The organism is Streptomyces sp. NPDC019531, from assembly GCF_044903305.1.
Lineage (GTDB): Bacteria > Actinomycetota > Actinomycetes > Streptomycetales > Streptomycetaceae > Streptomyces.
The window spans coordinates 1-18,643 of sequence record NZ_JBJDQL010000016.1; the positions used below are offsets into that span (position 1 = coordinate 1).

General features: G+C 67.6%; 14 protein-coding genes and 1 tRNA gene. 11 read left to right on the top strand and 4 right to left on the bottom strand.

Going from position 1 to position 18,643, the window contains the following annotated elements; all coding sequences use genetic code 11:
• Positions 1-103 precede the first annotated feature (103 nt).
• Complete coding sequence (polA, locus tag ACI2L1_RS20075) at positions 104-2,833, bottom strand: DNA polymerase I (RefSeq protein WP_404740675.1); 2,730 nt, start codon at positions 2,831-2,833, stop codon at positions 104-106.
• A gap of 393 nt (positions 2,834-3,226) precedes the next feature.
• On the opposite strand from polA, the gene ACI2L1_RS20080 reads away from it, so the two are divergent.
• From ACI2L1_RS20080 to ACI2L1_RS20115, 8 genes are all read left to right on the top strand, one after another.
• A complete protein-coding gene (locus ACI2L1_RS20080) occupies positions 3,227-5,521 on the top strand; it encodes an FdhF/YdeP family oxidoreductase (RefSeq protein ID WP_404740676.1) in 2,295 nt (764 codons plus the stop codon).
• A gap of 54 nt (positions 5,522-5,575) precedes the next feature.
• Positions 5,576-6,037, top strand: coding sequence for a PaaI family thioesterase (locus ACI2L1_RS20085; RefSeq protein ID WP_404740677.1), 462 nt, complete (start codon positions 5,576-5,578; stop codon positions 6,035-6,037).
• A gap of 55 nt (positions 6,038-6,092) precedes the next feature.
• Positions 6,093-6,779 carry a hypothetical protein gene (locus ACI2L1_RS20090; RefSeq protein ID WP_404740678.1) on the top strand — a complete coding sequence of 229 codons (687 nt, stop codon included), beginning with the start codon at positions 6,093-6,095 and terminating at the stop codon, positions 6,777-6,779.
• 222 nt (positions 6,780-7,001) lie between these two features.
• On the top strand, positions 7,002-8,228 hold the full coding sequence (locus ACI2L1_RS20095) for a branched-chain amino acid ABC transporter substrate-binding protein (RefSeq protein WP_404740809.1): 1,227 nt from the start codon (positions 7,002-7,004) through the stop codon (positions 8,226-8,228).
• A 132-nt stretch (positions 8,229-8,360) separates the two neighbouring features.
• Positions 8,361-9,290 carry a branched-chain amino acid ABC transporter permease gene (locus tag ACI2L1_RS20100; protein WP_404740679.1) on the top strand — a complete coding sequence of 310 codons (930 nt, stop codon included), beginning with the start codon at positions 8,361-8,363 and terminating at the stop codon, positions 9,288-9,290.
• A gap of 5 nt (positions 9,291-9,295) precedes the next feature.
• The gene (locus ACI2L1_RS20105) at positions 9,296-11,068 is read left to right on the top strand and encodes a branched-chain amino acid ABC transporter permease (RefSeq protein ID WP_404740680.1); all 1,773 of its coding nucleotides are present in this window, start codon (positions 9,296-9,298) and stop codon (positions 11,066-11,068) included.
• A gap of 5 nt (positions 11,069-11,073) precedes the next feature.
• A complete protein-coding gene (locus ACI2L1_RS20110) occupies positions 11,074-11,931 on the top strand; it encodes an ABC transporter ATP-binding protein (protein WP_404740810.1) in 858 nt (285 codons plus the stop codon).
• Positions 11,928-12,644 (top strand): ABC transporter ATP-binding protein, encoded by a 717-nt coding sequence (locus tag ACI2L1_RS20115; protein ID WP_404740681.1) that lies wholly within the window; start codon positions 11,928-11,930, stop codon positions 12,642-12,644. Before ACI2L1_RS20110 ends, ACI2L1_RS20115 begins: the two co-directional genes overlap by 4 nt.
• 72 nt (positions 12,645-12,716) lie before the next feature.
• Here the strand turns inward: ACI2L1_RS20115 and ACI2L1_RS20120 are convergent, their stop codons facing one another.
• Positions 12,717-13,373, bottom strand: coding sequence for an ANTAR domain-containing response regulator (locus tag ACI2L1_RS20120; RefSeq protein ID WP_031041938.1), 657 nt, complete (start codon positions 13,371-13,373; stop codon positions 12,717-12,719).
• A gap of 100 nt (positions 13,374-13,473) precedes the next feature.
• Between ACI2L1_RS20120 and ACI2L1_RS20125 the strand changes: the two genes are divergently transcribed.
• Positions 13,474-13,556: transfer RNA gene (locus ACI2L1_RS20125), tRNA-Leu, on the top strand.
• Between the two features lie 87 nt (positions 13,557-13,643).
• Positions 13,644-14,429 carry a helix-turn-helix domain-containing protein gene (locus ACI2L1_RS20130; protein ID WP_404740682.1) on the top strand — a complete coding sequence of 262 codons (786 nt, stop codon included), beginning with the start codon at positions 13,644-13,646 and terminating at the stop codon, positions 14,427-14,429.
• Positions 14,430-14,432: 3 nt separating this feature from the next.
• On the opposite strand, the gene pyk is transcribed toward ACI2L1_RS20130, so the two are convergent.
• Both pyk and ACI2L1_RS20140 read right to left on the bottom strand, forming a co-directional pair.
• Positions 14,433-15,869: a pyruvate kinase gene (pyk, locus tag ACI2L1_RS20135; RefSeq protein ID WP_404740683.1), complete on the bottom strand. Its 1,437-nt coding sequence runs from the start codon at positions 15,867-15,869 to the stop codon at positions 14,433-14,435.
• Between the two features lie 144 nt (positions 15,870-16,013).
• Entirely contained in the window at positions 16,014-16,706 is a 693-nt protein-coding gene (locus ACI2L1_RS20140) for an SIMPL domain-containing protein (RefSeq protein ID WP_404740684.1), read from the bottom strand.
• Positions 16,707-16,833: 127 nt separating this feature from the next.
• On the opposite strand from ACI2L1_RS20140, the gene ACI2L1_RS20145 reads away from it, so the two are divergent.
• Positions 16,834-18,633, top strand: coding sequence for a bifunctional metallophosphatase/5'-nucleotidase (locus ACI2L1_RS20145; RefSeq protein ID WP_404740685.1), 1,800 nt, complete (start codon positions 16,834-16,836; stop codon positions 18,631-18,633).
• The last annotated feature ends 10 nt before the right edge of the window (positions 18,634-18,643 follow it).

The window sequence follows — 18,643 nt, forward strand, 5'->3', positions numbered from 1 at the left end:
GGCCCCGACCCACCCACCGAACCGCAGGCATTCAGGGGCGCGGGGAACTGCGCAAAACGCCCGCCCCCACCAAGCCGCACCCGCACCGCACAGGCGCCGCAGGTTAGTGCGCGGCAGACTCCCAGTCGGAACCGTCCCCCACCGAAACCCCGAGCGGCACGCTCAGGTGCACCGCGTCCGCCATCTCCCGCCGCACGACCTCCTCCGCCGCCTCCCGCTCCCCCGGCGCGACCTCCAGCACGATTTCGTCGTGGACCTGGAGCAGCATGCGGGACGTGAGCTCCGCCTCCCGCAGCGCCCCGTCGACCTTGAGCATGGCGATCTTGACGATGTCCGCCGCCGTGCCCTGGATCGGCGCGTTGAGAGCCATCCGCTCGGCCGCCTCACGACGCTGCCGATTGTCGCTGTTGAGGTCAGGGAGGTAGCGCCGGCGCCCGAAGAGCGTCGCCGTGTACCCCGTCGCACGCGCCTCGTCGACCGCCCGGCGCAGATAGTCCCGCACCCCGCCGAACCGCTCGAAGTACGCGTCCATGAGAGCCCGCGCCTCACCGGCGTCGATGTTCAGCTGCTGGGACAGCCCGAAGGCCGACAGTCCGTACGCCAGCCCGTACGACATCGCCTTGATCTTGCGCCGCATCTCCGCGTCGACCGCCCCCGGCTCGACGGCGAACACCTGTGAGGCGGCGGTGGTGTGCAGGTCCTCCCCCGAGGTGAACGCCTCGATGAGCCCCTCGTCCTCGGACAGGTGGGCCATCACCCGCAGCTCGATCTGGCTGTAGTCCGCGGTCATCAGCGACTCGAACCCCTCGCCGACCACGAACCCACGCCGGATGGCCCGCCCCTCGTCCGTACGGACGGGGATGTTCTGGAGGTTCGGGTCGGTCGACGACAGACGCCCCGTCGCCGCGACCGTCTGGTTGAACGTGGTGTGGATGCGCCCGTCCGCCGCGACCGTCTTGATCAGGCCTTCCACGGTCACCCGCAGCTTGGCCTGCTCACGGTGGCGGAGCATGATCACCGGCAGCTCGTTGTCCGTCTGGGTGGCGAGCCAGGCCAGCGCGTCGGCGTCCGTCGTGTACCCGGTCTTGGTCTTCTTGGTCTTCGGCAGGCCCAGCTCGCCGAAGAGGACTTCCTGGAGCTGCTTGGGCGAGCCGAGGTTGAACTCGTGTCCGGCGGCCGCGTGGGCCTCCTTCACGGCCTGCTGGACCGCGCCGGCGAACATCTGCTCCATGGCCTCCAGGTGGGCCCGGTCGGCCGCGATGCCGTGCCGCTCCATACGGGCCAGCAGGGCGGACGTGGGCAGTTCCATGTCGCGCAGAAGATCCGCCGCGCCGACCTCCTCCAGGCGGCTCTCGAAGGCCGAGCCCAGATCGAGAACGGCGCGCGCCTGGATCATCAGCGCCTCGGCCTCGGCCCCGTCGTCCGCGCCGAAGGCGAGCTGCCCGTCGGCCGCGGCGGCGGGCGCCAGCTCCCGGCCCAGGTACTCCAGCGACAGCGCGTCCAGGTCGAAGGACCGACGGCCCGGCTTGACGAGGTACGCGGCGAGCGCGGTGTCCATGCCGACACCGGTGATGCTCCAGCCGTGCTCGGCGAAGACCCGCATGGCGCCCTTGGCGTTGTGCAGGACCTTGGGCCGGCCGGCGTCGGCGAGCCAGGCCGCCCACGCGGCCTCGTCGGCCTCGTCCAGCTGGGACGGGTCGAACCAGGCGGCAGCCCCGCCGGACGCGGCGAGCGCGACCTCGGCGACCGAGCCGGTGCCCAGAGCCCAGGTGTCGACGGTGGCCAGGCCGAGGGCCTGCTGTGTGCCGTGCTCGGCGAGCCAGCCGGCCAGCTCGCCGGTGCCGAGCACCTTGCCGTCCACCTCCACGCCCGCCGCGACGACCGGGGTGCCCTCGGCCTCCTCGGCGCCCGGGTCGACGGCCAGCAGCCGCTCCCGCAGGGAGGGGTTCCTGATCTCCAGGGTGTCGAGGATCATCGCGAGCGTCTTGCGGTCGTACGGCAGGCGCTCCAGGTCGGTGACCGTCTTCGGCAGCTCCACCGTGCGCACCATCTCGGTGAGGCGGCGGTTGAGCTTGACGGCCTCCAGGTGGTCGCGGAGGTTCTGCCCGGCCTTGCCCTTGACCTCCTCGACGCGCTCGACCAGCTCCGCGAACGAGCCGAACTGGTTGATCCACTTGGCCGCGGTCTTCTCGCCGACTCCGGGGATGCCCGGGAGGTTGTCGGACGGGTCGCCGCGCAGGGCCGCGAAGTCGGGGTACTGGGCGGGCGTCAGGCCGTACTTCTCGAACACCTTCTCCGGGGTGAACCGGGTCAGCTCGGAGACGCCCTTCGTCGGGTACAGCACGGTGGTGTGCTCGCTGACCAGCTGGAAGGAGTCCCGGTCACCGGTGACGATCAGCACCTCGAAGCCCTCGGCCTCGGCCTGGGTGGCGAGTGTGGCGATGACGTCGTCGGCCTCGAAGCCGTCGACCGCGAACCGCGAGACGTGCATCGCGTCGAGGACCTCGCCGATCAGCTCGACCTGGCCCTTGAACTCGTCCGGGGTCTTGGAGCGGTTGGCCTTGTACTCCGTGAACTCCTCGGAGCGCCAGGTCTTGCGGGACACGTCGAAGGCCACCGCGAAGTGGGTGGGGGCCTCGTCGCGCAGGGTGTTGGCCAGCATCGACGCGAAGCCGTAGATCGCGTTCGTCGGCTGGCCGGTCGCGGTGGTGAAGTTCTCCGCGGGCAGCGCGAAGAACGCGCGATAGGCCAGCGAGTGCCCGTCCATGAGCATCAGGCGCGGGCGACTGCCGCCGGGGCTGGTGTCGGTCTTCTTCGCTGCTGTCTCTGCCACGTCCCCGATCCTGCCACGCGCCACTGACACTCGGACGCCACGGTGGGTACGGCACCGCAGGGACGCACCGCGGTGGCTGATCGCCATGGCGGCGGAAAGAAGCGGTGGCTGATCGCCAGGCGGCGGAAAGAAGACGGAAGCGGTGCGGCCCGACCAACGCGACCGCAGCGACGCGCATCCGGCAGAACAGCGGCCACAGCGATGCATACCCGCAGAACAGCGACGCAGCGACGCACACCCGGCAGAAGTGGAGACGCGCACCCGGCGGAGAGCGCAAGCAGCACACCGCAACCAATGCTCACGCCCCTCCCCCAGCCCGGCGGCCATCGTTGTCAGCACCACGTGGGAGGATCGAAGACGTACCTCGCACGTGCAGGCGAAGGAGAGTGCGCGATGGCAACGAAGCCGCCCAAGGCGGACCCGGTTCAGGACGCACCGCAGGTCGCCGAGCCGAAGCACGCGGCGGCCGGCCTGCCGGCCATCGGTCACACCCTGCGTATCGCCCAGCAGCAGATGGGCGTGAAGCGCACCGCGCTGACGCTGCTGCGTGTGAACCAGAAGGACGGCTTCGACTGCCCGGGCTGTGCCTGGCCCGAGCCCGACCACCGGCACGCGGCGGAGTTCTGCGAGAACGGCGCGAAGGCGGTCGCCGAGGAAGCCACCCTGCGCCGGATCACCCCGGAGTTCTTCGCCGCGCACCCGGTCGCCGATCTCGCGACCAGGAGCGGTTACTGGCTGGGACAGCAGGGCCGGCTCACCCACCCCATGTACGTGCCCGAGGGCGGCACGCACTACGAGCCGGTGTCCTGGGAGCGCGCCTTCGACATCATCGCCGAGGAGATCGCCGCCCTCGACTCTCCCGACGAGTCGGTCTTCTACACCTCGGGACGCACCAGCAACGAGGCCGCGTTCCTCTACCAGCTCTTCGCCCGCGAGCTCGGCACGAACAACCTTCCGGACTGCTCCAACATGTGCCACGAGTCGTCCGGTTCGGCACTCAGCGAGACCATCGGCGTCGGCAAGGGCAGCGTCCTGCTCGACGACCTCTACAAGGCCGACCTGATCATCGTCGCCGGACAGAACCCGGGCACGAACCACCCCCGCATGCTCTCCGCCCTGGAGAAGGCCAAGGCCAACGGCGCGAAGATCATCAGCGTCAACCCGCTGCCCGAGGCCGGCCTGGAGCGCTTCAAGAACCCGCAGACCCCCCAGGGCATGCTCAAGGGCGCCGCGCTCACCGACCTGTTCCTGCAGATCCGCATCGGCGGCGACCAGGCACTGTTCCGCCTCCTCAACAAGCTGATCCTGGAGACGGAAGGCGCCGTCGACGAGGCCTTCGTCGCCGAACACACCCACGGCTACGAGGAGTTCGCGGCGGTGGCCCGCTCCGCCGACTGGGACGAGACACTCACCGCGACCGGCCTGTCCCAGCAGGAGATCGAGGAAACCCTCTCCATGGTCCTCGCCTCCGAGCGGACCATCGTCTGCTGGGCCATGGGCCTCACCCAGCACAAGCACTCCGTGCCGACCATCCGCGAGGTCGTCAATTTCCTTCTCCTGCGCGGCAACATCGGCCGCACCGGCGCCGGCGTCTGCCCGGTCCGCGGCCACTCCAACGTCCAGGGCGACCGCACCATGGGCATCTTCGAGCGCCCCGCGCCCGCCTTCCTGGACGCCCTGGAGAAGGAGTTCGGCTTCGCCCCGCCGCGCGAGCACGGCTTCGACGTCGTCCGCGCCATCCGCGCCCTGCGCGACGGCGAGGCCAAGGTCTTCTTCGCCATGGGAGGCAACTTCGTCTCCGCCTCCCCCGACACCGACGTCACCGAGGCGGCCATGCGCCGCGCCAGGCTGACCGTGCACGTGTCGACCAAGCTCAACCGCTCACACGCGGTCACGGGCGCGCGTGCCCTGATCCTGCCCACCCTGGGCCGCACCGAGCGCGACCTCCAGGTCGGCCCGAATGGGAAGAGCACAGAGCAGTTCGTGACCGTCGAGGACTCCATGGGCATGGTGCACGCCTCCCGGGGCCGCCTGGAGCCGGCAAGCGGACAACTGCTCTCCGAGCCCGCCATCGTGTGCCGGCTGGCCCGCCGAGTCCTAGGCGAGAACAGCGTCACCCCCTGGGAGGAGTTCGAGAAGGACTACGCCACCATCCGCGACCGCATCGCCCGCGTGATCCCCGGCTTCGAGGACTTCAACGCGCGCGTGGCGCAGCCCGGCGGCTTCACCCTGCCGCACGCCCCGCGCGACGAGCGCCGCTTCCCCACCGCCACCGGCAAGGCCAACTTCACCGCCGCGCCAGTCGAGTTCCCCGAACTGCCCGAGGGCCGGCTGCTGCTGCAGACACTGCGCTCGCACGACCAGTACAACACCACGATCTACGGCCTCGACGACCGCTACCGGGGCATCAAGAACGGCCGCCGGGTCGTCCTGGTCAACCCCGAGGACGCGCGCGAACTCCAGCTGGCCGACGGGTCGTACGTCGACCTCGTCAGCGAGTGGAAGGACGGGGTGGAACGCCGGGCGCCCGGGTTCCGGGTCGTGCACTACCCGACCGCGCGGGGATGCGCGGCCGCCTACTACCCCGAGACCAACGTCCTGGTGCCGCTGGACGCCACCGCCGACACCAGCAACACCCCGGCCAGCAAGTCCGTCGTCGTACGTCTGGAACAATCGGCAACCGACTGAGCGTTTGCTCAGCACAGCCAGTCGTAGCGACCATGACGAACGGAGCCCGGCCCCATGGGCGAGCAGCAGCACGTCACCTTCCCTCAGGAAGTCATCGACGAGTACGCCACCCTCGGCGTCGACCTCGTCGCCATGTTCTCCGCCGGACACCTGGGCACCCGCATGGGCGTCCAGATCATCGAGGCCTCCGCCGACCGGGTCGTCGGCACCATGCCCGTAGAGGGCAACACCCAGCCCTACGGCCTGCTGCACGGCGGCGCCTCGGCCGTGCTCGCCGAGACCCTCGGGTCCGTCGGCTCCATGCTGCACGCCGGAAGCTCGAAGATCGCCGTGGGCGTCGACCTGAACTGCACTCACCACCGGGGCGTGCGCTCGGGCCTGGTCACCGGAGTCGCCACACCGGTACACCGGGGGCGCTCCACCGCGACCTACGAAATCGTCATCAGCGACGAGGCGGAACAACGGGTCTGCACCGCCCGACTGACCTGCCTGCTGCGGGACACGCCCACCCGCTAGCCATACGCGCACACAGCGACTGGGCACCGGCCCCCGACTCCCCTACCGTTCTCCCATGACCGGCATCGGCCCCGTCGAACCCGTCAACTCACCCGAGACGGAGAAGAGTTACGACGTCATCGGCGCCGACGAGCCCCGGCTGACGGACCACTTGAGCACGCGATGGAAGAGGATGTCACCGCGGGCCCGCAGGACCACCCTCGCCACGACGGTGACCGCCCTGCTCGCGGCCGGAGTCCTCCTCCCCCACACCCTCTCGCAGAACCCTCCCCCCAAGCCCAAGGACACCCCCGTCCCCTGGCCCGCCAACGTCACCGCCTGGCGGTACCTCGGATCCGCCGACCTCCCCGAGACCCCCGGCACCCACCCCACCAGCGGACGCTTCCGATTCGCCGTCGACGTCCAACACGGGCCGCCCGTCACCCTCCAGGTCACCGGCGCCGCCTTCACCGGCCTCACCGCCCACGCCCTGCCCGAGGCCTTCACCGTGCACGCCGGCACCACACGGCGGGTCACCGTGGAGATAGCGGTATCCGATTGCTCGGGCCTGCCCCTGAATGCCGACCTACCCTTTCTCGACGTAACGCTGCGTAACACGCGCGCAATACAACACCACAGTTTCATCTTCGGCAGCGGGTACTCCCACGACCTTGCCGAGCTCATCCAGGGCGCCTGCGCTTCGACAGCACCGCCATCGACCGCACGGCCAAGCGGAAGTGCAGGTTCTCAAGATGCGGACTGAAAGGGAACTTAAAACGGCCGAGAGGCCTCTTCCCGCAGGCCCACCATCCACGACGTCATAACAAGAAAGTCACAAGCCCGCCCACAGCGATGCCCCTACCTGCAAACCGGGCTTAGAGTCACGGCCAGTCACCGCTCCATCGGGAGTTCGGTAAAGCGCGGGCACCAGTCGCACCCACAAGGGCGCGCGTGCCTGCGGAAAGGACTGATTGTGCGACGTTCCATGGTGATCCTGACCTCCGTCATGGCGACGGGGGCTCTCACACTCACCGCCTGCGGCTCCCGGGACGACAGTGGCGGCGACAGCAGCAACGGCGGCAACACCACCCTGACGATAGGCGTGGACGCCCCGCTGTCCGGCGAGAACTCCACGACCGGCCTCGGCATCCAGTACGGCGCCCAGATCGCCGTCGACGACGCCAACAAGAACAAGCTCGTCCCCGGCGTCACCTTCAAACTGAAGGCCTACGACGACAAGGCGCAGCCTGCCACCGGCCAGTCCAACGCCACCGCGATCACCGGCGACAAGACCGCCGTCGGCGCCGTCGGCCCCCTGAACTCCGGCGTCGCCCAGTCCATGCAGCAGGTGTTCGCCTCGGCCAACATGGCCGAGATCTCCCCCTCGAACACCAACCCCGAGCTCACCCAGGGCAAGAACTGGCAGACGGACAAGAAGCGGCCGTACAAGACGTACTTCCGCACCGCCACCACCGACGAGCTCCAGGGCAGCTTCGCCGCCGACTACGCGTACAACGGCCTCAAGAAGAAGACCGTCTTCGTCGTTGACGACAAGCAGACCTACGGCGCCGGCCTCGCGAAGATCTTCACCGAGCAGTTCAAGAAGCTCGGCGGCACGGTCGTCGGCACCGACCACGTCAACACCGGCGACAAGGACTTCGGCTCCCTCGTCACCAAGATCAAGACCTCCAAGGCCTCCCTGCTCTACTACGGCGGCCAGTACGACGAATCCGCCCTCATCACCAAGCAGATGAAGGACGGCGGAGTCAAGATCCCGCTCTTCGGCGGCGACGGCATGTTCGCCTCCACCTACATCGAGACCGCGGGCGCCGCCTCCGAAGGCGACCTCGCCACCGCCGTCGGCGTCCCCGCCGACACCCTGCCCGCCGCCAAGACCTTCATCGAGACCTACAAGGCCAAGGGCTACAAGGGTGACTACGGCGCCTACGGCGCGTACTCCTACGACGCCGCCACCGCCATCATCAAGGCCGTGAAGGCCGCCGTCGACGCCAACGACGGCAAGGTCCCCAGCGACATCAACACCCTGCGCTCCAGCGTCGTCGACCAGGTCCAGAAGTCCGACTTCGAAGGCATCTCCGGCAAGGTCTCCTTCGACGAGTACGGCGACACCACCAACAAGCAGCTCACCGTCTACCAGGTCACCAAGGGTGAGTGGAAGGCCGTGAAGACCGGCACCGCCGACCTCGGCTAGCCCAGGCCCCGCAGCACACGGCAACACCACCACGGGCCGCGCGGAAGGGGACCCCGACCGCGCGGCCCTTGCCACACCCCACCCTGCACACCACCAGTGCACACGACCACCAGCGACAATGGAGGCCACGCGGTGAACACCCTGCCGCAGCAGCTGGCCAACGGGCTGCTTCTGGGCTCGATGTACGGGCTGATCGCCATCGGCTACACGATGGTGTACGGCATCGTCCAGCTCATCAACTTCGCGCACGGCGAGATCTTCATGACCGGCGCCTTCGGCGCCTTCACGGTCTACTTCTACATCCTTCCCGACGGCATCTCGATGGCCGTCGCCGTCCCCCTGATGCTCGTCGGCGGCGGCATCGTCGCGATCCTCATCGCGGTCGGAGCGGAACGGTTCGCCTACAGGCCCCTGCGCGGAGCACCACGGCTCGCACCGCTCATCACCGCGATCGGCCTCTCCCTGGCCCTCCAGGAAGTCGTCCGCAACTTCTACCCCGGCGCCGACCGCGCCGTCGCCTTCCCCGGCCTCGACACCACCCACGACATCGGCTCCATCACCATCAAGGACGCCGACATCTTCCTCATCGTGGCCGCCATCATCTGCATGTCCGCCCTCGCCTTCTTCGTCCGCAAGTCCCGCACCGGCCGCGCCATGCAGGCCACCGCACAGGACCCGGACACCGCACAACTCATGGGCATCGACACCAACCGCATCATCGTCATCGCCTTCGCCATCGGCGGCTTCTTCGCCGCCGTCGCCGCCGTCGCCTACGGCCTCAAGTACGGCAACATCGACTACCGCATGGGCTTCCTGATGGGCCTCAAGGCCTTCACCGCCGCCGTCCTCGGCGGCATCGGAAACATCTACGGCGCCATGCTCGGCGGCCTCGTCCTCGGCGTCGCCGAAACCCTCGCCTCCGCCTACATCGACGGCATCCCCGGCATGGACAAACTCGGCGGCCAGAGCTGGGCCAACGTCTGGGCCTTCGCCCTCCTCATCATCGTTCTCCTCGTCAGGCCACAAGGCCTGCTCGGCGAACGCGTCGCGGACAGGGCGTGATCACGATGACCGACACCACCACCCGCGGACTCATCCCGCTGCCCCTGTCGGCAGCCCGCGCACTCCTCCTCGCCGGAGGCATCGCCACCGCCGCCTCCACCTTCCTCGCCTGGACCTGGACCGCCGAGTTCCCCGGCGACCTCACCGTCACCGGCTACCCCGGCGGCCTCCAATGGCTGACCTTCATCGCCGGCGTCCTCACCGCGCTGTTCGCCCTCTCGTCGTACGGCATCCGCGCCCTGAGCGGTCTCATCCCCGCCCGTAACAACGCCCCGCTCGTCCTCACCGCCCTCGGCGGCTTCGGCGTCACCTGGTACACGATCATCTCGATCGCGGCCGAACTCGGCGGCCTCGCCAACCTCGAACCCGGCGGCTGGATCGCGGCCATCGCCTCCCTCCTGCCCGTCATCGGCGCCCTCGCCCTCCCCGAGCGCGACGTCGCCAACACCGACGCACTCCTGCGGGCCTACCTCGCCAAGCCCGACAACATCCCCGCACCCCAGCCCCTCAGCCCCTGGCTGGAGCGCGCGGTCATCACCATCGTCACGATCATCGGTCTCGCCGTCTTCACCTACGGCATCGACACCGAATACGGCGAACTCTTCATCGGCTACCTCATAGTCGTCGTCTTCGCCGTCTGGGCCATGCACACCGCAGGCCTCATCGACCGCTTCTCCCGGATCGTCGCCCACAACCGCAGCTTCACGCTCGCCATGGGCTTCGCCGCCGCGATCGCATTCCCCTTCACCCAGACCGACGACCACTACGCCAACATCGGCGTCAACATCCTGATCTTCGGCACCGTCGCCCTGGGCCTCAACATCGTCGTCGGCCTCGCCGGCCTCCTCGACCTCGGATACGTCGCCTTCCTCGGCGTCGGCGCCTACACCGCCGCCCTCGTCTCCGGCTCCGAGTTCTCCACCTTCTCCGGCGTCCACTTCCCCTTCTGGGCCGCCGCCCTCACCGGCGCCGCCGCATCGCTGATCTTCGGCGTCCTCATCGGCGCCCCGACCCTGCGGCTGCGCGGCGACTACCTCGCCATCGTCACCCTCGGCTTCGGAGAGATCTTCCGCATCGCCGTCAACAACATGGACGGCGACTCCGGCCCCGACATCACCAACGGACCCAACGGCATTCCGTCCATCCCGGACCTCAACCTGCTCGGGTTCAACCTCGGCGAAGCCCACGACATCGGCGGCTTCACCCTCGGCCGGTTCGCCAACTACTACCTGCTGATGGTCCTCATCATGGCCATCGTCGTCCTCGTCTACACCCGCGCCGCCGACTCCCGCATCGGCCGCTCCTGGATCGCCATCCGCGAAGACGAGACCGCCGCCACCGCCATGGGCATCAACGGCTTCCGCGTCAAGCTCATCGCCTTCGCCCTCGGCGCCGCCCTCGCCGGCCTCGCCGGCACCGTCAGCGCCCACGTCACCTACAGCGTCGTCCCGACGCCGTATCAGTTCGCAGGCTCCACGCCCCCGAACTCCGCCTTCCTCCTGGCCGCGGTCGTCCTCGGCGGCATGGGCACGGTCGCAGGCCCCATCCTCGGCGCGGCACTGCTGTACCTGCTCCCGGAGAAGCTGGTGTTCCTCCAGGACAAGTCACTGCTGGCCTTCGGCATCGCCCTCATCCTGCTGATGCGCTTCCGCCCCGAAGGCATCATCGCCAACCGCCGCCGCCAGCTCGAATTCCACGAGACCGGCCAACTCGACGTACCAGACACAACGACGCTGTCCGACGAACCACCGGCCGCCGTCACCAAGGCGGGGGCGTGAGCACCATGACCACACCAGTACTCGAAGCCCGCAACGTCACCATGCGCTTCGGCGGCCTCACCGCCGTCCGCTCGGTCGACTTCACCGTCAACGCCGGTGAGATCGTCGGCCTCATCGGCCCCAACGGCGCAGGCAAGACAACCTTCTTCAACTGCCTCACCGGCCTGTACGTCCCCACCGAGGGGACCGTGTCCTACAAGGGCACGGTGCTGCCCCCCAAGCCGCACCTCGTCACCCAGGCCGGCATCGCCCGCACCTTCCAGAACATCCGCCTGTTCGCCAACATGACGGTCCTGGAAAACGTCCTCGTCGGCCGCCACACCCGCACCAAGGAAGGCCTCTGGTCCGCCCTCCTCCGCGGCCCCGGCTTCAAGAAGGCGGAAAAGGCCAGCGAAGAACGCGCCATGGAACTCCTGGAGTTCATCGGCCTCGACGCCAAGCGCGACCACCTCGCCCGCAACCTCCCCTACGGCGAACAGCGCAAGCTGGAGATCGCACGCGCACTGGCCTCCGAACCCGGCCTGCTCCTGCTCGACGAGCCGACGGCCGGCATGAACCCCCAGGAGACACGCGCCACCGAGGAACTGGTCTTCGCCATCCGCGACCAAGGCGTCGCCGTCCTCCTCATCGAGCACGACATGCGCTTCGTCTTCAACCTCAGCGACCGCGTCGCCGTCCTCGTCCAGGGCGAAAAGCTCGTCGAAGGCACCTCGGAGGTCGTCCAGGCCGACGAACGCGTCATCGCCGCCTACCTCGGCGAGCCCTTCGACGGCGACCCGGGCCAAGCGGAAGCCGCCGAGGTCGAAGCCGCGGAGACCGTCACCGACGCGCAGAGCACCAGCACCAAGGGAGACGCCCAGTGACCGCACTCCTCGAAGTCGAGGACCTCCGGGTCTCCTACGGCAAAATCGAAGCCGTCAAAGGCATCTCCTTCAGCGTCGAAGCCGGCCAGGTCGTCACCCTCATCGGCACCAACGGCGCCGGCAAGACGACAACACTCAGGACACTCTCCGGTCTGCTGAAGCCCACCTCCGGAAAAATCCTGTTCGACGGAAAGCCGCTGAGCGGTGTGCCCGCGCACAAGATCGTCGCGCTCGGACTCGCCCACTCCCCCGAAGGCCGACACATCTTCCCGCGCCTGACCATCTTCGAGAACCTCCAACTCGGAGCGTTCCTCAGGAAGGACAAGGAGGGGATCGAGAAAGACATACAGCGCTCCTACGACCTCTTCCCGATCCTCGGCGAACGCCGCAACCAAGCCGCGGGCACCCTCTCCGGCGGCGAACAGCAGATGCTGGCGATGGGCCGCGCGCTGATGTCCCAGCCGAAGCTCCTGATGCTCGACGAGCCCTCCATGGGCCTCTCGCCGATCATGATGCAGAAGATCATGTCGACGATCGTCGAACTGAAGTCCCAGGGCACGACGATTTTGTTGGTCGAACAGAACGCCCAGGCGGCGCTGTCCCTGGCCGACCAAGGACACGTCATGGAGGTCGGCAACATCGTCCTCTCCGGCACCGGCCAGGACCTGCTCCACGACGAGTCCGTCCGCAAGGCGTACCTCGGCGAAGACTGATTTCCGGCCGTACGACAAGGGCCCGCGCCCCCTGCTGGGGACGCGGGCCCTTGTCTGTGGTGGCCGTTGAGCTCAGCCCTTGTTGGCCTTCTTCTCGTCGGCGTCCTGGATGACGGCCTCCGCGACCTGCTGCATCGACATACGGCGGTCCATCGACGTCTTCTGGATCCACCGGAAGGCGGCGGGCTCGGTCAGCCCGTACGACGTCTGCAGAATCGACTTCGCCCGGTCGACGAGCTTGCGGGTCTCCAGGCGCAGGGTGAGGTCGGCGACCTCGTTCTCCAGCTCCCTGAGCTCGGTGAACCGGGAAACGGCCATCTCGATCGCCGGCACGACGTCGCTCTTGCTGAAGGGCTTGACGAGGTAGGCCATGGCACCGGCGTCCCTCGCCCGCTCGACGAGGTCACGCTGCGAGAACGCGGTGAGCATGAGAACGGGGGCGATCCGTTCTTCGGCGATCTTCTCGGCGGCGGAGATCCCGTCCAGCTTGGGCATCTTCACATCGAGGATCACGAGGTCCGGCTTGTGCTCACGGGCGAGCTCGACGGCCTGCTCACCGTCACCGGCCTCGCCCACGACGCTGTAGCCCTCTTCCTCCAGCATCTCCTTGAGGTCGAGCCGGATCAGTGCCTCATCCTCGGCAATGACGACACGGGTCGTCAGCGGAGGCACGTGCGACTTGTCGTCGTCGGGCGCGTCTACGGGCTGGGGCGACTCGGGGGCGGTCACGGGGGCTCCTTGTTACGGGCCGGGCAGGTACTGCTGCTCATGCAGCCTACCTAGAGGCGGGGAGCTGCGGTGACCCGGTATGCTTCTGGCCTGTCGCCTAGCCGGGTTGATGGAAGGGCAGACATGATCGCCTCAAAAGCGATTGTCCGAAAGGACGTGCGGGTTCGAATCCCGCACCCGGCACCTCTGATCAAGAAGCGGATGTCCACGTTCTCGTGAACATCCGCTTTTTGCTGCGCACGGTCGCGATCACTCACTCAGAGTAGCCGTATGAACTTTCACGGCACTGAGGTTCGACAACGGGCGCTCGCACTGCTGCGTGACGGCGTGAGGAACGCAGACGTCGCCAGGAGGCTCGAGATCCCGGTGGGCACGATCGGCCACTGGAAGCACTTGGACCGTGCGAAACGTGGCGAGTGTCCAGGGCGCACGCCTCCGCCTTGCCCTCGTTGTGACCTCGCGCTCGACTCGCAGGCTTACGCCTACCTACTCGGCCTGTATCCGGGTGATGGCTACATCGTTCAGAACCGATCAATGCGCTCGCCAAGCCTGTCCGTCACCTGCGATGACACATACCCGGGACTCATGGACGAGTGCGAGAAGGCCATGCGATCGGTATTCCCCGGCAACTCAGTCTGCCGAGTCCGACGCCAGGGATGTCGGGAGTTGAAGTTGCACTCCATGCACCTATGGTGCCTGTTCCCCCAGCACGGCCCCGGCAAGAAGCATGAGCGCACCATCGCCCTCGAACCGTGGCAACAGCAGCTCGTCGACGCTCACCCTTGGGAGTTCATCCGCGGTCTCATCCACTCCGACGGGTGCCGCATCACCAACTGGACGACCCGCCTCGTCGCCGGCGAGCGCAAGCGCTACGAATACCCCCGGTACTTCTTCTCCAACAAGTCCGACGACATCCGGCGACTCTTCACCGACACTCTCGACAAGGTGGGTGTCGAGTGGACCACCCTCGCTCGCGGAAGCGACCCGTTCAACATCTCGATCGCCCGCAAACCCTCAGTAGCCCTCATGGACACCCACGTAGGCCCCAAGTACTGACCCCTACTTGGGACTGTCGTCCTCGCCGATGTGATGCACCCGGACCAGGTTCGTCGACCCGGACACCCCGGGCGGCGAACCGGCCGTGATCACGACCACGTCGCCCTTCTCGCAGCGCCCGTACTTCAGCAGCAGTTCGTCCACCTGGTCCACCATCGCGTCCGTGGAGTCGACGTGCGGGCCCAGGAACGTCTCCACGCCCCACGTCAGATTCAGTTGTGAGCGAGTCGCCGGCTCCGGGGTGAAGGCCAGGAGGGGGATCGGGGACCGGTACCGGGACAGCCGCCTCACCGTGTCGCCGCTCTGCGTGAACGCGACCAGGAATTTCGCGCCGAGGAAGTCGCCCATCTCCGCCGCCGCCCGTGCCACCGCCCCGCCCTGTGTCCGCGGCTTGTTGCGTTCCGTCAGCGGCGGCAGCCCCTTCGCGAGGATGTCCTCCTCCGCGGCCTCCACGATCTTCGCCATCGTCTGGACCGTCTCGATGGGGTACTTGCCGACGCTCGTCTCACCGGACAGCATCACCGCGTCCGTGCCGTCGATGACCGCGTTGGCGACGTCCGAGGCCTCCGCGCGCGTCGGGCGGGAGTTCTCGATCATCGAGTCCAGCATCTGGGTCGCGACGATCACCGGCTTGGCGTTCCGCTTGGCCAGTTTGATCGCGCGCTTCTGGACGATCGGCACCTGCTCCAGCGGCATCTCCACGCCCAGGTCGCCGCGGGCGACCATGATGCCGTCGAAGGCCGCCACGATGGAGTCGATCGCCTCGACCGCCTGCGGCTTCTCCACCTTCGCGATCACTGGAACCCGGCGCCCCGCCTCGTCCATGATCCGGTGGACGGCCTCGATGTCGCGCCCGCTGCGGACGAAGGACAGCGCGATCACGTCGAAGCCCATGCGCAGGGCCCAGCGGAGGTCTTCCTCGTCCTTTGAGGAGAGGGCGGGCACCGAGACCGCCACGCCCGGGAGGTTGAGGCCCTTGTGGTCGGAGACCATGCCGCCCTCGACCACCCGGGTGTGGACGCGGGGTCCGTCGACCGACGTGACCTCCAGGCAGACCTTGCCGTCGTCGACGAGGATGCGCTCGCCCACTCCGACGTCCGAGGCGAGTCCGGCGTACGTCGTTCCGCAGGACCGTTGGTCGCCTGCTGCCCCCTCTTCCACGGTGATGGTGAAAGCGTCCCCGCGTTCAAGGAGTACGGGGCCTTCCGCGAAGTGGCCGAGGCGGATCTTCGGGCCTTGAAGGTCGGCGAGGAGGCCGACGCTGTGGCCGGACTCGTCGGAGGCCTTGCGGACGTGGTGGTAGCGCTCCTCGTGTTCGGCGTAGCTGCCGTGGCTGAGGTTGAAGCGGGCTACGTCCATTCCGGCGTCGACCAGGGCTTTGATCTGGTCGTATGAGTCGGTGGCGGGGCCCAGGGTGCAGACGATCTTTGCTCGGCGCATGATTCGACCCTAGACCTTACCGGCGGGTAGGGAATTGGGCGCGCATGACCACTCAACAACCTTTGGGTGAAGGGTTATTGACAAGTGTTGAAGTGTGCGCGGGGGTGCTCCGATGAGCATTCCGAGTGCAAAGTCAATCCGCTGTCAGAGTCTCGGTGGTGCCATCGTGAAGCGTGCGTTGACCTGGGCGTGGACGTGTTGGCGCTGGGGTTCGAGGTCGAGGGGGGCGGCTGTGGTGTCGGCGGTTTGGGTTTCGCCGTAGGCCATGGAGCGGGAGCGGCTTGCTTTGCCGACGAAGCGCGGTTCGGGGCCTTCGGCGCCGATGTCGGCGAGTTCGACCAGGGATGCCAGTGAGGTGCCCAGTGCCTCGGCGTATTCCTTGGCCCGCTGCACGGCTTCTCGTACCGCTTGCTGCCTCGCTTCCCGGTGTGCCGGTGAGTCGCGGCGCAGGGCCCACCATGGGCCGTCGATCCGGGTCAGTTCCTGGTCGGCCAGCCTCGTGGTCAGTTCGCCCAGTGCGGTGAAGTCTGTCAGTTCCGCGGTGATGTGGACGCGGCCGTGGTAGGCGTGGACGCGTTCGCCGCGGCCGTGTTCCTTCAGTTCGGGTGTCACGGAGAAGGAGCCGGTTTCCAGGCGTTCGACTGCGTCGCCGTAGGACTTGAGCAGGTCGAGGACGTTGGTGTTGCGGCGGGTGAGGTCGTCGAGGGCGGTGCGGCGGTCTTTGCCGCGGGAGGCGACGGTGATGCCGATGCGGGCGAGTTCGGGGTCGACTTCGAGGTGGGCTTCGCCGCGGACGGCGATGCGGGGCGCGTCGGGGGTGCCGTAGGGAACGGTCATAACGATCCACTGTGTCAGTTTTTGCCTGTTGGGTCATCAGATCGAAACCTGCGGGGCCTGTTGCGGTTCGGCATGTGCGGGTCAGAATCTACGCGCGTTGTTGGCCGTTCGCCGAGGAGAAGCAGACATGCCGTTGAACCGCAGGAAGTTCCTTGAGAAGTCCGCCGTGACCGGGGCGGCCGTCGGGCTGGCGGGTGCCGTGGGGGCTCCCGCCGCGCAGGCTGCGGAGACCAGGAAGAAGCACGTGAAGCGGTACTCGCTCACGGTCATGGGCACCACCGACCTGCACGGTCATGTCTTCAACTGGGACTACTTCAAGGACGCGGAGTACAAGGACACCGCGGGCAACGCGCAGGGTCTGTCGCGGATCTCGACGCTGGTGAACCAGGTGCGCGCGGAGAAGGGTCGTCGTAACACGCTGTTGCTGGACGCGGGCGACACGATCCAGGGCACGCCGTTGACGTACTACTACGCGAAGGTCGATCCGATCACCGCGAAGGGTGGTCCGGTGCACCCGATGGCGGCGGCGATGAACGCGATCGGGTACGACGCGGTGGCGTTGGGGAACCACGAGTTCAACTACGGCATCGAGACGCTGCGGAAGTTCGAGGAGCAGTGCGATTTCCCGCTCCTTGGTGCCAACGCGCTGGACGCGAAGACGCTGAGGCCCGCTTTCCCGCCGTACTTCATCAAGAAGTTCCATGTGAAGGGTGCCCCGCCGGTGAAGGTGGCGGTGCTGGGTCTGACGAACCCGGGTATCGCGATCTGGGACAAGGCCTATGTGCAGGGCAAGTTGACGTTCCCGGGGCTTGAGGAGCAGGCGGCGAAGTGGGTTCCGAGGCTGCGGTCGATGGGCGCGGACGTGGTGGTGGTGTCGGCGCACTCGGGGTCGTCCGGCACGTCGTCGTACGGTGACCAGTTGCCGTATGTCGAGAACTCGGCGGCGCTGGTGGCGCAGCAGGTGCCGGGGATCGACGCGATCCTGGTGGGCCACGCGCATGTGGAGATCCCGGAGTTGAAGGTCACCAACACGAAGAGCGGTAAGACGGTTGTGTTGTCGGAGCCGTTGGCGTACGCGGAGCGGCTGTCGTTGTTCGACTTCGAGCTGGTCTTCGAGAAGGGCCGCTGGTCGGTCGAGTCCGTGTCGTCCAGGGTGCTCAACTCGAACACCGTGGCCGATGACCCGAAGATCACCAAGTTGCTGAAGGACGACCACGATGTCGTCGTCGCGTATGTCAACCAGGTCGTGGGTACGGCGACGGAGACGTTGACGACTGTTGAGGCGCGCTACAAGGACGCCCCGATCATCGACCTGATCACGAAGGTCCAGGAGGATGTGGTCAGGGCGGCGTTGGCGTCCACCGAGTACGCCTCGCTGCCGGTGATCGCGCAGGCCTCTCCCTTCTCCCGTACGTCGGAGATCCCGGCCGGCAAGGTGACGATCCGGGACCTGTCCAGTCTGTACGTGTACGACAACACGCTGGTCGCGAAGCTGATGACGGGTGCGCAGATCAAGGCGTATCTGGAGTATTCGGCGGAGTACTTCGTGCAGACGGCGGCGGGTGCGGTGGTCGATGTGGAGAAGCTGACGAACGCGGCCAACCGTCCGGACTACAACTACGACTATGTGTCGGGCCTTCGGTACGAGATCGACATCGCGCAGGCTGCCGGTTCGCGGATCAAGAACCTCACCTACAACGGTGCCGCTCTGGACGACGCGCAGAAGTTCGTGTTCGCGGTGAACAACTACCGCGCGAACGGCGGCGGTGCGTTCCCGCATGTGGCCTCCGCGACCGAGTTGTGGTCGGAGTCGACGGAGATCCGTACGCGGATCGCGGAGTGGGTGACGGCGAAGGGTGTGCTGGATCCGAAGGACTTCGCGTCGGTGGACTGGAAGCTGACGCGGGACGGCACGCCGGTGTTCTAGAGGTCCACGC

Coding starts and splice junctions, on each gene's coding strand:
- ACI2L1_RS20080 (WP_404740676.1), top strand. CDS start 3,227: ATGGCAACGAAGCCGCCCAAGGCGGACCCGGTTCAGGACGCACCGCAG.
- ACI2L1_RS20085 (WP_404740677.1), top strand. CDS start 5,576: ATGGGCGAGCAGCAGCACGTCACCTTCCCTCAGGAAGTCATCGACGAG.
- ACI2L1_RS20090 (WP_404740678.1), top strand. CDS start 6,093: ATGACCGGCATCGGCCCCGTCGAACCCGTCAACTCACCCGAGACGGAG.
- ACI2L1_RS20095 (WP_404740809.1), top strand. CDS start 7,002: ATGGTGATCCTGACCTCCGTCATGGCGACGGGGGCTCTCACACTCACC.
- ACI2L1_RS20105 (WP_404740680.1), top strand. CDS start 9,296: ATGACCGACACCACCACCCGCGGACTCATCCCGCTGCCCCTGTCGGCA.
- ACI2L1_RS20110 (WP_404740810.1), top strand. CDS start 11,074: ATGACCACACCAGTACTCGAAGCCCGCAACGTCACCATGCGCTTCGGC.
- ACI2L1_RS20130 (WP_404740682.1), top strand. CDS start 13,644: ATGAACTTTCACGGCACTGAGGTTCGACAACGGGCGCTCGCACTGCTG.
- pyk (WP_404740683.1), bottom strand. CDS start 15,869: ATGCGCCGAGCAAAGATCGTCTGCACCCTGGGCCCCGCCACCGACTCA.
- ACI2L1_RS20140 (WP_404740684.1), bottom strand. CDS start 16,706: ATGACCGTTCCCTACGGCACCCCCGACGCGCCCCGCATCGCCGTCCGC.
- ACI2L1_RS20145 (WP_404740685.1), top strand. CDS start 16,834: ATGCCGTTGAACCGCAGGAAGTTCCTTGAGAAGTCCGCCGTGACCGGG.